The following is a 15,220-nucleotide window of genomic DNA, read 5'->3' as shown; positions in this document are numbered from 1 at the left end:
TCCAGCCTCGCTACGCCCGTTTGCTCCGGTTTCGAGCAGATTGGGCAGGTGATGTGCTGCACACAAGTGCAGCACCAGACACCCCTCTTGGCGCCGAGAGCGGCCCGGCGAGCGCGGTCGTCACGGCGTCGGCAGCCCCTGTCCTGCGCCACCGCCAGGAGGTCGCTGACAAATCTGTCGGCGGCGGCGTCCTCGAGGACGCTGTCCCGTGTGGCGAAGCGGCTTCGAAGATTTTTCCTCAAGGTGCGGGAGCGCCGTGGGGGATCGGTGCTGACCGGCCGCTGTCCACAGGCTGGTCGGCGCAGGGTCAGCGGATGGGTGATCGAACGCAGCCTCTTCCTGCCCCACATGCGGGTGCCCGCTTTGGCGCGGACACCGTCCCCGTGACGACACAGACGCTTCTGGCCTTCGCAGTGTCCGCCAGTCCTGTCGGGGCGGTGGGCCGGTGAGCGCCGTGGCGGCAGCGGCCGTGCTGATCCCGGGCCCCCGCGAGGCCGCTGCCGTTTCCTCGGATGCGGTGCCCTCTGGCGACCGGCGGGTGCGGAGGCAGCGGGTTCGTGTGCCGATGCGGTTGGTGTGGTCTGCGTTTTATGAGGACGTGGCGTTGTCGGTGTACGTGAAGGTGAAGGCGCTCGCGGCGCGGCCGGAGGGGTGCCAGGCGAAGGCGGTAACGATCGCCTCGTATCTGGGGCTGTCGAAGGCGTCGGTGGAGCGTGGTCTGAAGGTGCTGTCGCATCCGGCGCAGGACGGTGTGACCGAGCTCGAGTCGGAGCGGCGGACGTTGCCGGGCGGTAGGGGTACGTCGGCGGTGCGCCGGACGCGCCCCATGGACCGCACGGAGGCGTTCGTGTGGGTGCCGGTGGCGGCTGCGGAGGATCTGACGCCCCGGCAGTTGCGGGTGTACGCGCTGGTCTCGTACGCGCAGGCCCTCGGTGTGGGGCTGACGGAGGCGGAGCTCGCGTCGTACCTGCTCCACCGCTCGGGTAAGAAGGCCGGTCAGGCTCTCTCGGTGACGGCCGCGTCAGCGGTGGTGGATGCGGTGGAAGCGGCACGCTGGATGACGGTGCGGCGGCGGGCGGGGGAGCGCGGCCGGCACGTCTACGTGGCGCACGACCTGCGCGGTGCGGAAACCGGACCGGACGTCGCCGCCGGCGGGTGCAGTGCCGTGGTGAAACCGTCCGAAGCAGCTGTACCGAGCAGTTGTGCAGGGGCGGCCAGTTCCCAAGTTGGTGAGGGATCGGGTTCCCCGGTTGATGAGGGATCCCTCGCGAAGAGGGAATCACCTAGGACTGACTCACCTGATGACGAGGGCGCGTTCTTCCCATCCGCCGTAGGCGAGGTACCGGTTGTAGAGGCTGGGGAAAGCCCGGCTGACGCGGCGGCGCATCCGGACGCGCACGGTGGTCTCGCGCTGCGCGCGGATGAGAACAACCAGCCCGCCCCCACGAAGCCGAACGGCGCACAGCGCAGCAGCGGCAAGGGACCGACCCGGCCGTCGTACACCGGCCCGCAGCTCTCGATGAGGCCGCAGATCTACGCGGTGCTGGAGCCGGTGCGCTGGCTGCTGGAGCGGGTGAACAACCCGTTCGTAGAGCGGCAGATCGTCCGGGAGGTCGGCCGTCAGCTGGACGCCGGGATGGACGCTGAGCGTCTGTATCACCGGCTGACCGCCCGGACCGCCGGGACGTTGCCGTCGGAGATCCGTGACCCGGGCCGGTGGCTGCTCGGGGTGGCACTGCCGCGCTGGGGCTGCGGGCACTTCGACTGCGAGTCCGGGGTGCGCTGGTCGAACGGCGAGCGCTGCGCCGTGTGCCAGGAGATCGTCGCCGACAAGTTCGCCGCTCAGCGACTGGAGCAGGGCTTGTGCCCCGACCGCGGCACCCCTCCCGGCCTCGACGGCTCCTGTGCCGCCTGCCAGCTGGACGACGCGAGCTGCATCCCGGCTCCGGCCCCGGCAGCGCGGCAGCCGGAGGGACCGCCGCGCGGCTCCTGCGGTGACTGCGGCTGTCGGATCCTGCTGACCGGCCGCGCCCTCGAGGACGGACTGTGCAAGCTCTGCCGCGAGGAAGCTGCTGCCCTGGCGTCCGCACCCACCGTGCCCGCAGCCTCCGTCGGCCCGTTCGCCCCCGACAGCGAGCGCCGTACAGCCTTCGCGCAGCAGCTGCACAAGACCGTGACGGCCGAAGCGGGGGTCAAGGCCCGCCGGTGGGAGCGGATCCGGGAGCAGCAAGCCGCCGCTACCAAGACCCGCGCCGAAGCTGCTGCCGCGCAACCGGCCGACATCGTCGCGGACGAGCCGGTGCCCCCGGTCGTCCTGCCTGCTCCGCGCGCGGCCGCCGTCATCGCGCCTGCTCCGCAGCCGGAGCCCGCCGACCTCTCCGGCGAGCAGGAGCTGGTCCTCGAGGACCTCACCCGTGAGCAGGTCCTGGACTGGCGCAACCGCGCCGCCGCCGAACCACTTGATCCCGTTGTCGGCCAGGTAGCGGCCCGCGTTCAGCAGTTGCCGTGGCAGTAGCCCTCCGGCTGGCCGCCCGGATGGGGCGTATTCATCGATCTCGACTGCGTCGAAGGGGAGTTGACGTTTTGCCTGGTGAGCTGGGGGCGGCTGAGGTGGCCTGCGGGAGGGGACGATGGAGTGATTGGATGGCGGCGTGTCGGCGGCCGGGTCCGGGTCGTTGGGCAGGGCGTCGCACGCCGGCCGGAGGGCTGGAGTCGGGGAGGTCGGGATGAGTGACCGGAGCACGATCGAGTGGACCGAGGCCACCTGGAATCCCACCACGGGTTGCGACCGGGTCTCGGCCGGGTGCGACAACTGTTATGCGCTGACGCTGGCCAAGCGGCTGAAGGCGATGGGGTCGGCCAAGTACCAGAACGACGGTGACCCCCGTACTTCGGGCCCGGGGTTCGGGCTGACGGCCCATCCGCAGGCGCTGGCGGTTCCGTACGGGTGGCGCAGTCCGCGGACGGTGTTCGTGAACTCGATGTCGGACCTGTTCCACGCCCGGGTGCCGCTGGACTTCGTGCGGCAGGTGTTCCAGGTCATGGCGGATACCCCGCAGCACACCTATCAGGTGCTGACCAAGCGGGCGCACCGCTTACGGCGGGTCGCCGACCAGCTGGAGTGGCCGGCGAACGTATGGATGGGGGTGTCGGTGGAGAGCATGGAGGAACTCGCGCGGGTGGACGACCTGCGCCGTGTTCCGGCCGCCGTCCGTTTCCTGTCGTGCGAGCCGCTGCTGGGGCCGTTGGACGGCCTGGACGTCACAGGCATCGACTGGGTCATCGCGGGCGGTGAGTCCGGCCCTAGATTCCGTCCGGTGCGCGAGGAATGGGTGACCGGCATCCGTGATGTCTGTACGGATGCCGGGGTGGCGTTCTTCTTCAAGCAGTGGGGCGGGCGCACCCCGAAGTCCCTGGGACGCGAGCTGGAAGGACGGACCTGGGACCAGCTGCCGTTGTCGACGGCAATCAGCGCAGGCTGACCAGGCTCTTGCTGGTGAGCTTCCCGGCGGAGAGCACCACCAGGGCCCCCTCCTGGCGCATCTCCTTCACGGCTCCCAAGGCGTGACTGGCTTTCCAGCGGGAGGTCTCGGTGAGAAGCCACCGGCCGATCTCTTCGACGCTGGCCTGGCCGAGCGTGAGGCGCTGGGTGATGAGTTCGACCAGTTCGGGGTCGGTGCAGCCGGTGCCCTGGAACAGGTCGAGCTGGCCCAGTGGTACGGCGCCGCGGGTGCGGGGATCGCGGAAGCTCATTCCGTCGCTGTCGTCGACTTTCCACATGGCGTCTTTCATGGCTTCCAGGCCTTTGGGGCTGCCGGTGCCGAAGACGAGGTAGAGGTCTTGGCCGGTGCGGGGGACGAGTTTGAACTGGAGCTGATAGCCGAATCCGGCCCGGTGGAGTGCTTCACGGTATGTCCGGGTCCAGACGCGCCAGCGTTCGTCGGGGCGCTGTTCGTCGTCGGCCGGGGTCCAGTGGGCGCGGCCGCCGAAGACCATGTCGAGGATGTCCGCGTTGAGCTCTTCTCGGCGGTTGAACCAGTTCGGTCCGAAGGTGGTGATGACCTCGCTGGACTTGTTCCGGGCGATGCGGGTCATGAGGTCGAGGGGAGTCTGGACGCTGCCCCAGCTGTCGAAGATCCCCAGGATCGGATGCCCCCAGGCCTTGGAACGGGTCAACAGCATCTCGCTGTCGCGTCCCGCCTCGCCGCGGTGGACTTCGACCCGGACGGGCAGGTCGTCCAGCGGACCGAACTGCCCGGTGAGCTCGGTCAACAGGTGCTCGTAGCGGGCGCGGTCCTTCTCGATGAAGATCAGTCTGACGCGTTCGCGGCTGAGGCCCATCCGGTCGACGGCACTGTGGTGGAGCAGGCGGCGCAGGATGAAGACGGGGGAGCCATCCTCACCGCCCTTGTAGCGGCCGGGTCCGGCGAAGGCATCCAGCAGGGTCACGCGCGGGCGGATGTAGCCGTTCGAAGCTTGGAGCAGAATCGGCCACCACGCGTCCAGGTAGCGCTGGTAGAGACGGTGCTTGGCCGCGGTCGCCGGCTCCAGATCCCACAAGACACCCATGCTCATCGCCCCCAGGTGACCGCACTCGAAAGAACCCCTTCCCGAAGTGTCTGACGGGACATCACCCGGCACCAGAGGGCGTCGAAACGGAGTCAGGTGCAACAGCACAGCTCGCCGGCCGACCGACTCGGCGGGCGGGGATCAGGGGGGCATGAGCTGAGGGCGTAGGTCGCCGCACCGCCCACCGCGTCGTTGCGGGAGGCAGACGTGCTGGCACCTCGAGCAGCGCGATTTATAACCGGGTTATACCGCGATGCCCCCTCGGGCCCGTGTTGGGCGGCCGACGCCCCGTGTTCGCTGTGGCAGACACCGCGGTGTTGCTGACCAGGAACCGGCCAGCTGGCGGGGTTCGGGGCCCTTGCCGTGAGCGACGGAGACGGGCGATGGACGGGATGATTCCGGCCGGGGTGTTTACGTCACGTCCAGCGGTGCTCTGGCCTGCACGGACGGCCGCAACGCCTGGTTCGGCGCCGGAAGACGGCCCGCGTTCTGGCGTGAACTGGCAGCAATGAAAGGCAAGTTAGGGGGAAAGGCAGGAGTTTCTGTTCGATTGCTGTGTGAGTGTGTGTGGCTTCCGGGGGCCAGTGGGGCTGCCGGTTTCAACTTTCCGTGGGGGGAAGCTGATGCACACCTCTTCCTTTGGCGAGCCCGCAAGGCGTGCGAGATCCCGTACTCGCCTGTCGGTCATCGCAGCGGTCGCTGTGGTCTCCCTCGCCGGTACCGCGCTGCCGGCCCTGGCCTCGCCGGCTGCCCCGCATGTGGCAGGTTCGGCATGGGGCAAGAAGACCGACATCGCGATACCGCCGCTTGCGGGCGGCAGCAACACCGCCTCCGTCTCCAAACGGGCCGCTCCTCCTGACGCGGGCCGCCAGGCCTGGCACACCCGCCAGCAGACCCGCCCCTCCAGCCCCGCACCCAGCGCACAGACGAAGGCCCGGACCCAACTGTCGTCCGGAACTCCACCGCAGGGCCAGGGCAATGTCCCCTGGCATCAGTTCCACGGTCTGCGCCTGTCGAAGTCCATCGCGGTCAAGGTCGACTACTCCACCGGCAACCTCCTGGTCGCGGCCACTGACTTCGACATCGCCGGCGTCGCCGGGAAGCTGACGTGGACGCGGACCTACAACTCCCTCGACGCACCCTGGGGCGCGGTCTCCAACGCCTGGTGGCTCGGCTACGAGCGCTACCTCGACGTGGACCCGACCAGTTCGGTCGACCTCTACGACCAGTCCGGCGCACGGATCTCCTTCGCGAGGAACACCGACGGAAGCTTCACCACCCCGGCCGGCTATTCCCTCGATCTCAAGAAGAACAGCGACAACACCTACACGCTCACCGATCGCAAATCCGGGTCGAAGGACACCTACGACCAGTACGGCAACCTGACCGGCATCGAGGACCGCAACGGCAATCACCAGAGCGTGGACCGCGACCGCGACGCGGACAACAAGGTGACCGGCCTCAAGGTCACCGATGACGCCTCAGGTCGCTCGATCACTCTGGAGCGCCAGGACGCGGCGCACTGGAACGCCCACGACACCATTGGCCGCACGGTGAAGTACCACCTCGACGGCTCCGGCCGGATCGACGAGACCACGGACGCCGAGGGCAACGTCACCAAGTACAACTGGGACAGCGACGGCCGCCTGGAGAAGATCACTACTTCGGAGAGCCGGGCGATCCTGTTCGGCTACGACGACCACAACCGCCTGACCTCGTACAAGCAGTTCTTCGAGGCGGGCGGCTCCGGCGGAGGCGAGCCCACCTGGACCCTCGGCTACGCCGCTTCGACACCGTACGAGGCCGGCACGACCACGGTCACCGATCCGACGAGCAAGCCGACGACATACGACCACAACAGTGACGGCGAGGTCACCAAGGTCACCGACCCACTGCACCACTCCCAGTCCAAGACGTACACCCAGCACCTCACCCAGACCGCCACCGATGCGCTCGGCACCGGCTCGACCCCGGGCAACGTGACGACGTACGGGTGGGACAACCGCAACAACCCCACCTCCGCCAAGCTCCCCACCGGGGCGCTGGCTTCGTTCACGCCCTGGCTGAACAAGGCAGGCATGGACGTCCCGGACTCCTTCACCACCCCCGACAACACCAAGACCGCCTACGGCTACGACGCGGTCGGCAACACCACCTCGGTGGCCGTGTCCGGCACGGGCGGAGGTACAACGACCTCGACGTACAACCCGTCCACACCGACATGCGGCGGGTTCGTCGGCCAGCGCTGCACCAGCAAAGACGCCCGCGGCAAGACCACCAACTTCACCTACGACGACCACGGCAACCTCACCAAGACGGCCCCGCCCACGCCGCAAGGCGCGACGACCGCGACGTACGACGTGTTGGGCAGACCCACGACCGTCACCGACGGCCGCGGCATCACCTCCGCCTACAGCTACGACAACCTCGACCAGGTCCGCAAGGTGACCACGAGCGGCGGCCTGTCGGTGACGTACGTCTATGACCTGGACGGCAACCTCACCGCCCGCACCGACCAGACCGGCACGGTCAAGCATGCCTACGACGGCCTGGGCCGCGAAACGCTGCGCACGCTCCAGGACAACTCGCAGTCGCTGCTGACCTACACCGCCGACGGCAACGTCGACACCTACCAGGACCCCGCCGGCACCACCGACTACACCTGGGACGATGCCGACCGCCTGGTCGCGCTCAAGGCGCCCGACGGCCAGACGACAACGTACGGCTACGACGCCAACGACCACCGCACCAGCACCACCTACCCGGGCAACACCGTCCAGAGTGTGACCCTGGACCCGGACGGCAAGCCGAAGACCATCAAGGCGACCTCACCCCAGGGCACCCTCGTCGACCTCGCCTACACCTACACCTACCGCCCGGCCGGAGCGAGCGCGGACAAGAACGGCATCAAGATCTACAGCCGCACCGACACCCTCGATGCCACCCACCGCAAAACCACCTACAGCTACAACGACGCCGGCCGCCTCAACCAGGCCCAGGACACCAACAGCACCGGAGCGGCTTCGGGATCGTGGCTGTACTGCTACGACGCCGCGGGCAACCTGACCAACACCGGCACAGGACCCACCTGCAACGACGGAACCGCCTACGGCTACAACGACCCCGGCCAGCTCACCACGAAGGCCGGATCCACGGCAGGCTGGTCCTACGACGCCAACGGCAACGAAACCTCCGCCGCCCCCGCCGGCGGAACCGCCCGCACCGACGAAACGTGGAACGACTTCGGCCAGCAGACCTCGATCACAACGGGGTCGACCACCTACCCGGTGGAGAACGCCGACACCACCAACACCGAACGCATCCGCATCGGCGACACCTGGTTCCACCACACCCAGACCGGACTCGCCGCCTCCACAACCGGCAACCAGGACACCGGATTCGTCCGCGAACCGGCGGGAACCCTCAACTCCATGACGAGGGACGGAAAAAGCTACTACTACCTCACCGACGCCACCGGCAACATCCTCGCCCTCGTCGACCCCACCGGCACCCGCACCCACAGCTACACCTACACCCCCACCGGTCAGCCCCGCACCACCACCGAACAGACCCCGCAGCCCTACCGCTACGCCGGCGCCTACCTCGACCCCACCGGCCTCTACAAAATGGGCGCCCGCTCCTACGACCCCAGTCTCGGCCGCTTCACCAGCACCGACCCCAGCGGACAGGACACCAATCCATACCTCTACGCCGACGGCGACCCCATCAACCGGACTGACCCGACTGGGCTCTTTGATTTTGCCGCCACGCTGGCCGCAGCAGGAGCCGCCACAGCCGGAGCCGTCGTCGGGACGCTGCTTGGCGGGCCCATTCTGGGAGGATTTCTGGGCGGCTGCCTAGGAGGAGCGGTAGGCGAGCGCACGACGGGAGGCTCGCTCAAGGACGCCGGAGAGTCCTGCGCCACGTGGGGGGTCATCGGAGCCATAGGAGGGGCTGCAACGGTCTTTTTGCCCAAGGCATAAGGCCGCGAAGCGCAACCACCATCTACAGAGAACGGAGTCGGCGGTGCACGGACCCTGGCGCGGCCTCGAACGCATCCGATGGGCTGCCATAGCTCTCTCGATCTGCGCAGTGGCAACGATCGTCTGCGTTCTGTGGGTTGATTCCACGTTCGCTCTATGGGTGTTCTACGCCCTGTCAGTGGTATCGATCACGCAGGTCTTCCAAGGGATACGGGAAGCGCAACGAGAGACGCGACCGGACAACCACTGACCGGCTACGCCGATTCAATCGTGCCCGGGGTTCGCGGCCGCCCCTACCAACGCGGCGGTCCCGACCGTTCCGGTTCGGGGCCGCAGCCCGTGCCCGTCACGGGAGCCCATGACGGGACATTCGGAGAAGCCTGCGTCCTCCCTTGCTCCCTTCTACGTCCCGGCCCCGCCAACGTAGCCAGCTGGCAGAGATCCGCGACAACCTGGTCGACCGGGTCGCCGAAGCCCGGTTGGCAGGCTGGTTCGGCGAGATCGAGGGACTCCGCGTCAGCCTGGCCGCGCCCAGTCCAAAACCGGACATGCTGGTCGCCGGAGGTTGCTGTGCCTCATGCCTGGAGGGGGCAGGTGAGCGGGAGGACGCGTTCGGTCAGCTGCCCGGTGAGGTGGACGTCGGTGAGGACGGCGTCGGTGAGCCAGTCTGCTTGCGTCAGCTGGTCGACCAGGCGCTGCAGCTCGCCGGAATCGGCCTGGACCCAGGCGGCGAGAGCGGTCAGGGTGATGCCCCGGCCGCGGAGACCGAGGCGTCCCGAGGCGTCGGACTGGGTGGCCAGTGTCAGGGCGAGCAGCCGGGTTGCGGCGGTGGCCTTGGCCTTGCGGAGCTTCTTGTCCGAGATGACCTTCTGGGCCCAGCCGGAGAGCTTGGGCCGCATCTTCTTGCCGAATGTGAAGGGGCCCGCCGTGTCCTCTCGCGGCATCAGGGAGGGGATGGTAATCGGGGTCGGGTTCTCCGGCCGGGAGGTGAGTAGGTCCTCGGCGGTACCTGGCAGGGTGAGCCAGCCGCAGCCTGTCAGCTTGTCGAGCAGGTCATCCGGGTCGGTCAAGTTCAGCGCGGCGATGTCCTGTCCGACGAGGTTGCCGGTGCCGGTGAGCGCGGTGCGCAGGGTCAGCATGAGCGCCAGGAGCCGTTCGTCCGGGCCGGGCAGCGGACTGTGGTCGGCCACGTAGGCGAGGACGGACCGCGCATGCTTCCACTGGGTTGCCACGGTCAGCAGCCGCGTCACGTCCGGCCTGCCGGTGTCCGCGAGGTCGCCGGTGATGGTGCCGGTGCCGGTGCGCTGCTGGTGCTGGAGGCGGGCGGTGGCGGCGGCCTGTTCGGCGCGCAGGGCCTCCCACCGCAAGGGCCCGTCGCAGGTGACGTCGGCCCAGGTGGTGAAGGCGCGGGCCTTGCGTTCGTGGAGGTCGGCGAGGAGCGCCAGGTCGGGCTGGTCGCGCCGCTGGTAGGCCCGGAAGAGATCGCCGAGTTCGATGAGTTCGTCCCGCAGGGTGACAGGACGCAGGTCGCGGGGGATGACCCGCTGGGCGATCTTCGCCTACGGCGGGTGGCGCCGTGCGGGGGCCGGGCGGGGAGTTGGAAGTGCGGTCGTGGCGGCCTGGTGGTCGGAGAACTGCGGCCCGCTCGGGCCCGCGCCGCTGCTCGTGGGCGCGGGAAGCGGGCGGTCGGTGGTGTGTGGGGTGGGGTGCTGGGAGGTGGCTGCGGTTCTGGCGCCGGGGGTGGCGGCCGCGCATCGGGAGCAGCACTCCATGGCCTGCCACCAGCGTCCTTCCCGGTCTGTGATCACGGCCAGGACGACCGGGCCGCCACACCGCCAGGGTTCGGCACGCGTAGGCCGGCCGGTATCGGGGAGGTGGGTGTGGCAGCCCTCCAGCTTGCATGCGCAGTACGCGGGGCGGGGGCGGCGCGGAGGTGGGCCTTGAGGTGGGCGATGGCGGCCGCACGGCCGGCCGTCGCGGACGGCAGGCGCTGCTCGGTACAGGCAGGACGGCTGCACGAGACGCGCACGGCCGCGCTGCCCCGGCCGGTGGCGTCCAGACGTACTGTCCAACGGCGCCCCGGCACCCGCTCGTCCAGCTCGCTTACAGCGTCCTGCGTCATCCCGATCTTCCTCCCATGACGTGTCTGCGATGCCTGCCGCCGCTTCCCGCGTGCAGGGCGTGTGGGCGGGCGGCGAGGCCACCGTATGCGGCACAAGGGGCGAAGCTGGTGAACTCGCCCTGGTTGCAAGCGCGCAAGAGCACCGACTGCGGGCTCAGGGGTTCACCCGGAAACTCTGGGGGCGACCGTGATGCCGGTACGTCCGGGACGGTGCGCACGGACCGGCATCACGGTTACCGGCCGCCGCGCTCGTAGCGGACGACGGCCTCCCCCAGGCGCTTCTTGAACTCCTCCACCCAGTTGGTGCCCGCGGCGAGCATCGGGATGTAGTCCTGGCCTACGGGGGTCGGTTCCAGGGAGGAGGCGAACTGGTTGTCTGCCTCGCCCCGGAAGTCCTGCCACACCCGTACGACGGTTGCATTCTCCAAGAGCAGGATCGGGGAGGATTCTTACCAGACCTCGGTCTGAGGGTGAACGCCTTCCATGGAGACCAGCAGCCAGCAGCGGTGACGCTCGGCAATCGTGTAGCGCCGGCCGTCGCTGCCGCGGAACCGGCCGAATGCGCACTGCCGCATCTTGCCGAAGATCCCGCCCTTGTACGGGCTCAGCCGCCGGACCGCTTCCTCCAGCAGCTCAGCAGCATCCTTGCGCTCCCGGTCCAGCCGCTCAGCGTGCTGGCGCGGCTGGGAATCCAGTGACTCGGCCCGGAACCGGGCGGCATGTATCGCATCGTCTAGGTCCATGAGGTGAGCGTAGCGAGGAGCACTGACCCATCGGGTCCAACAGCCCACCAGGGCACAGCAGTTCACGGATGTCCGGGCAGGCGGAGGGTCCGGCTGTCCGTCTGGCCCTGCGCCGGGCGCGCCCGGCAGATCCCGGCGGGGCGTAGGCGGGCGCGGACGACTTCCGCCAATCCACCACCAAGGCTAAACACTTCGCTTAGCGTGGGGTGGGTGAACCTACTCCGCTTCCGTACGGCCGACGACGGCCTCCCCTTCGTCTGTACCAGTGCCGACATCGCCCGGCTGACCGGACTGTCCCGCGGCCGGATCACCCAACTGCGATCTGCCGACCCGGCCGTTGCCCTACCTGCCCCGGACGCCGAGGACCGCACCGCCGAACGGCCGCTGTGGTACGGAAAGACGGTGGCCCGCTGGTGCGCGGCCACCGGGCGGCGCCTGCCGGCGCGCACTGCCTCCTGGCTGCTGCCCGGCCCGGACGGCCCCCGCCTGCAGCGCACCGCACACCGCACGGTGCCCCTGCGCCAGGATCCCGGTGCGGACGCCGACGAGCGGCGCCCGCCCATCGACGTGCACCTCGCCTCTTACACCACCCCGTCCCCGAGCGGGCCGTCGGTGTGGCTGGCCACCGTGATGGCGCCCGGCGAGAGCAGCCGGCTGTGGGGCTGGCCCCCGCGCTGGCCGCACGGAAGTCCGCTGCACCACCTCGTGCACGAGGCGCTCGACGGCCTCGAGGTGCGCAGGTTCGCCAGGGGCGCCCTCCTGGGCACCCTGGTGGTGCTGCCGACCGAGGAGGACTCGCACTTCAGCAGGCCGGGCCTCGTGCGACTGCTCGATCTGTACCGATCCGACGCACAGCCGGACGCCTGCGACAACGACCGGCTTCACCGCAGGCTGCGCCAATTTCCTGTCCAGGCGGAGGAGATGAAAGACCTCGCGGCTGCGCTCGGGCACCGGCTGCCGTGGTGGCCGGCGGGCTGCGCGACACCGACGCTGGCCGTCGCTTGGGATCCCGACGTCCAGCTGACCGAGCCGATCCCCCCGCCGCTGGCCGAGGCCGACGCTTTCCGGCGCCGCTGCGCGGCTACCGCCGACCAACTCGACGGTGAGCTCGCAACCTCCGTACGCGCACTCGGCGACGCCCACTGGAACCAAGCCTCCCGACCCTGGCGGCCCGGCTACGCGGGCGGGCGCGCCACACTGCCCGCCGACTGCGATCCTGACGTCTGGCAACTAGCGGTCCACTCCGGCCTGCCCGCCGAACTCCCGGGCCAGCACGGCGACTTCTTCCCCGCTCTGGACTGGCTCATGGAACACGCCCCCTCCCGGCGCCTGGCCCGAGACGCCCACCGCATCTTCGGCGACCCCGACAGCGCGCGCACCGTCCTGCTGAACACCGCCGAGCTCCCCGAGCCGGTGGCCGCGCTGCTGACCGAGACGGTTACCGAGGCGGAGCCGAGCAGCAGCTACCGGGCCGAGCGCGTCCTGGACGAACTCGAGGTACACCCGGACGGTGCCGCGCACGCCCGGCTGGGCACCTGGCCGGCTTCGGCCGGACCCGCCTGGTGCGCCACCGCGGCCGGCACTGCGCTGCTCGCCGTGCACGTGCCCCGCCGTGTGCCGACCCCCGGCCCCGCCGAGGCCGGGGCGTTCCTGGGCGCCGTCGCACTGCGCACGGTCACCTATGGCGACTCCTACGGACTCGCACCGGCCGTCGTACTCGTCACCACCGACCAGGACCGGCTGGTCATCCTGCCCGAGTGCGGTGAGCCCGACCGGCTCGCAGCCGTCATCGAGCACACCGTCTGGCACCCCGGCACCCAGGTGCATCTGGTCGGCCTGGAGCCCAGCATGAACCAGCAACTCATCACCACGATCGAGTCACTGATCACCGCCTCGCCCCGCACCATCCCCTGGGAGCAGCTGGAACGCCTCGTCGGCCCGCACCCGGACCGGGACTACTGCATGTACTGCCGCCTGGAAAGCGCTGCATAGCTCCCGCGCGACGCCCGGCCCCTCGCGACGTGCGGCGGCGGGCCGAGACGCTGCTCACGCCCGCCGAGCGGGCCGAGAAGGCCAAGGCCGCGCTCCAGGAATGGAACGGGTACGCGCCGACCGCGGCCCAGGAAAGCGACTTGGACGCCGAGCTGTACCGCCGCCTCGCGCAGGTGACCAGCCGGTGAGCGAGGCCATGCGCATCGTCGTCCTGAACGAGACCGCGATGGCGGCCGCCGGGCAGGGCAACATCTTGGCCTCGCGCCTGACCCACCGGGCACACGTCGAGCCCGGCTGGTTCCTGTACGCCCCAGCGTGCGCGCTCGTCGAGGCCGACCGCAGACGGGCGCGCACGCCGGAGCCCGGCGTGACTGTGCGGCATGAGTCGGGGCCGGACGTTCGCTGTGGTCACTACCGAGCAGGCCTGGGCATGGCGGCACTCTTCGCCGTGACGTCACCGTAGCCGGGCCTGCCGCTGCCCCGAACGCGCCTTCATATCAGAAGTGAGCTCTTTCCAACCTGCCCGTGGTGACCACGAATTGGACGCCTCGGTAGAACGGCGAAGCTCCTGGTAGACGAGTTGTCGACCAAGACCAACCGTCGTTCCAGGAGCTCCGTGTGCTTGTCTACCCGTCGGCCATTGATCTGTCCACCGCGCACCTGCGCTACCTGAGCCGCGAACTGGCCCATCGCCGCCGGGAGATCGGGACCCGGTGGCGGCGTCTGGCCACGGGACGCCAGGCCCTGCTCGCCCTGGCCCACCTGCGCTGCGGCGATACGTACGCGCAGCTCTCGGCCGGGTTCGGCATCGGGATCGCCACCGTGTATCGCTACGTCCGCGAAGCGGTCGATGTCCTGGCCGTGCTCTCGCCGACGCTCGACGATGCGATGGCAGTGGCCCGCACAAAGGCGTACGTGATCCTGGACGGCACCGTGCTGCCAATCAACCGCGTTGCCGCCGACCGGCCCTACTACTCGGGCAGGAAGCGGCATCACGGCATGAACGTTCAGGTCCTCACCGACCCGTTCGGACGCCTGCTGTGGGCCTCGCCCGCGTTACCCGGGGCCACTCACGATCTGACCGCGGCGCGTGAGCATGGCCTCATCGACGCCCTCGCCGAAGCCAGCCTGAAGTGCTGGGCGGACAAGGCGTACCAGGGCGCGGCCCACAACGTGCGGGTTCCGTTCAAGGGGCGCCGCCTCAAGCGGTGGCAGCACCGGCACAACACCACCCACGCCAGGATCCGCTGCGTGGGTGAGCAGGCCATGGCCACGCTCAAGGGCTGGCGCCTGCTTCGCAAGCTGCGCTGCAGCACCAACCGCATCACCGCAATCGTGCAGGCAGTCCTCGCCCTTCACCTCGCTGTCGCGTCAGGATGAAAAACCCTCCATGATTTCCCTCATTCCAGTGGGAGTGTATGTGGCCGATGGCTCAGCTTGGACTCACATGTCCCACAGCGGCCGTCAAACCGATCTCGGATACGGGCAGGCCCCGCCAGGAGGAAATCTCCGGCGGGGCCTGCCCTGGTGTCGGCAATATTTGGGTTACTCGTTCGTTGCCGATCTCTTCATGCGGGCGGTATTTAGATCAGCGTCGAGGGCGCTGAGTCGGACCGGCTCGCGCTGATCATCAATAACAACGACCTTAATTTCCTCACCGATGATGGAGGATCGGTCGCCCGAAGGCCACATTGGATCCTTCATATTGTCGATCAGCCCTTGTGTGCCGTTTCCAAATTCGACTTCCAGGCCCCAGGGCTGAACTTTCACTACGATGGCGTCAAGCTCTTGATGTAGACGGATACACATAC

At 69.1% G+C, this 15,220-nt stretch carries 11 protein-coding genes and 1 pseudogene; 7 read left to right on the top strand and 5 right to left on the bottom strand.

Annotation, left to right across the window (positions count from 1 at the left end; all coding sequences use genetic code 11):
• Positions 1-445 precede the first annotated feature (445 nt).
• The gene (locus DT019_RS27140; RefSeq protein WP_189389969.1) at positions 446-2,515 is read left to right on the top strand and encodes a hypothetical protein; all 2,070 of its coding nucleotides are present in this window, start codon (positions 446-448) and stop codon (positions 2,513-2,515) included.
• A 211-nt stretch (positions 2,516-2,726) separates the two neighbouring features.
• On the top strand, positions 2,727-3,482 hold the full coding sequence (locus DT019_RS27135; protein ID WP_114039558.1) for a DUF5131 family protein: 756 nt from the start codon (positions 2,727-2,729) through the stop codon (positions 3,480-3,482).
• Here the strand turns inward: DT019_RS27135 and DT019_RS27130 are convergent.
• Positions 3,469-4,575: a three-Cys-motif partner protein TcmP gene (locus tag DT019_RS27130; protein ID WP_223279782.1), complete on the bottom strand. Its 1,107-nt coding sequence runs from the start codon at positions 4,573-4,575 to the stop codon at positions 3,469-3,471. The genes DT019_RS27135 and DT019_RS27130 overlap by 14 nt on opposite strands.
• Before the next feature lie 752 nt (positions 4,576-5,327).
• On the opposite strand from DT019_RS27130, the gene DT019_RS40775 reads away from it, so the two are divergent.
• Positions 5,328-8,552 carry an RHS repeat-associated core domain-containing protein gene (locus DT019_RS40775; RefSeq protein WP_262985342.1) on the top strand — a complete coding sequence of 1,075 codons (3,225 nt, stop codon included), beginning with the start codon at positions 5,328-5,330 and terminating at the stop codon, positions 8,550-8,552.
• A 575-nt stretch (positions 8,553-9,127) separates the two neighbouring features.
• Here the strand turns inward: DT019_RS40775 and DT019_RS40940 are convergent.
• The 3 genes from DT019_RS40940 to DT019_RS27115 all read right to left on the bottom strand — a co-directional run bounded on the left by DT019_RS40940 (position 9,128) and on the right by DT019_RS27115 (position 11,417).
• On the bottom strand, positions 9,128-9,919 hold the full coding sequence (locus tag DT019_RS40940; protein ID WP_317617806.1) for a hypothetical protein: 792 nt from the start codon (positions 9,917-9,919) through the stop codon (positions 9,128-9,130).
• 988 nt (positions 9,920-10,907) lie between these two features.
• On the bottom strand, positions 10,908-11,102 hold the full coding sequence (locus DT019_RS39185; protein WP_147267356.1) for a hypothetical protein: 195 nt from the start codon (positions 11,100-11,102) through the stop codon (positions 10,908-10,910).
• A 21-nt stretch (positions 11,103-11,123) separates the two neighbouring features.
• On the bottom strand, positions 11,124-11,417 hold the full coding sequence (locus tag DT019_RS27115; RefSeq protein WP_114039556.1) for a hypothetical protein: 294 nt from the start codon (positions 11,415-11,417) through the stop codon (positions 11,124-11,126).
• A 210-nt stretch (positions 11,418-11,627) separates the two neighbouring features.
• Between DT019_RS27115 and DT019_RS27110 the strand changes: the two genes are divergently transcribed.
• The 4 genes and pseudogenes from DT019_RS27110 (at position 11,628) to DT019_RS27100 (ending at position 14,789) form a co-directional block, all read left to right on the top strand.
• Positions 11,628-13,409, top strand: coding sequence for a hypothetical protein (locus DT019_RS27110; RefSeq protein WP_114039555.1), 1,782 nt, complete (start codon positions 11,628-11,630; stop codon positions 13,407-13,409).
• Positions 13,410-13,438: 29 nt separating this feature from the next.
• On the top strand, positions 13,439-13,597 hold the full coding sequence (locus DT019_RS39775) for a hypothetical protein (RefSeq protein ID WP_411292741.1): 159 nt from the start codon (positions 13,439-13,441) through the stop codon (positions 13,595-13,597).
• Positions 13,594-13,785, top strand: a pseudogene (locus tag DT019_RS27105) (hypothetical protein); the annotation flags it as partial. The gene DT019_RS39775 and the pseudogene DT019_RS27105, both read left to right, overlap by 4 nt.
• Before the next feature lie 242 nt (positions 13,786-14,027).
• Positions 14,028-14,789 (top strand): transposase family protein, encoded by a 762-nt coding sequence (locus DT019_RS27100; RefSeq protein WP_114039553.1) that lies wholly within the window; start codon positions 14,028-14,030, stop codon positions 14,787-14,789.
• A gap of 165 nt (positions 14,790-14,954) precedes the next feature.
• Here the strand turns inward: DT019_RS27100 and DT019_RS27095 are convergent, their stop codons facing one another.
• Entirely contained in the window at positions 14,955-15,218 is a 264-nt protein-coding gene (locus DT019_RS27095; RefSeq protein ID WP_189389967.1) for a S1 RNA-binding domain-containing protein, read from the bottom strand.
• Between the last annotated feature and the right edge of the window lie 2 nt (positions 15,219-15,220).

This window comes from Streptomyces sp. SDr-06 (assembly GCF_003324565.1).
Taxonomy (GTDB): Bacteria; Actinomycetota; Actinomycetes; order Streptomycetales; family Streptomycetaceae; genus Streptomyces.
Note: the sequence above shows the minus strand (reverse complement) of the source record. Positions and strands in the feature narration are given on the sequence as shown.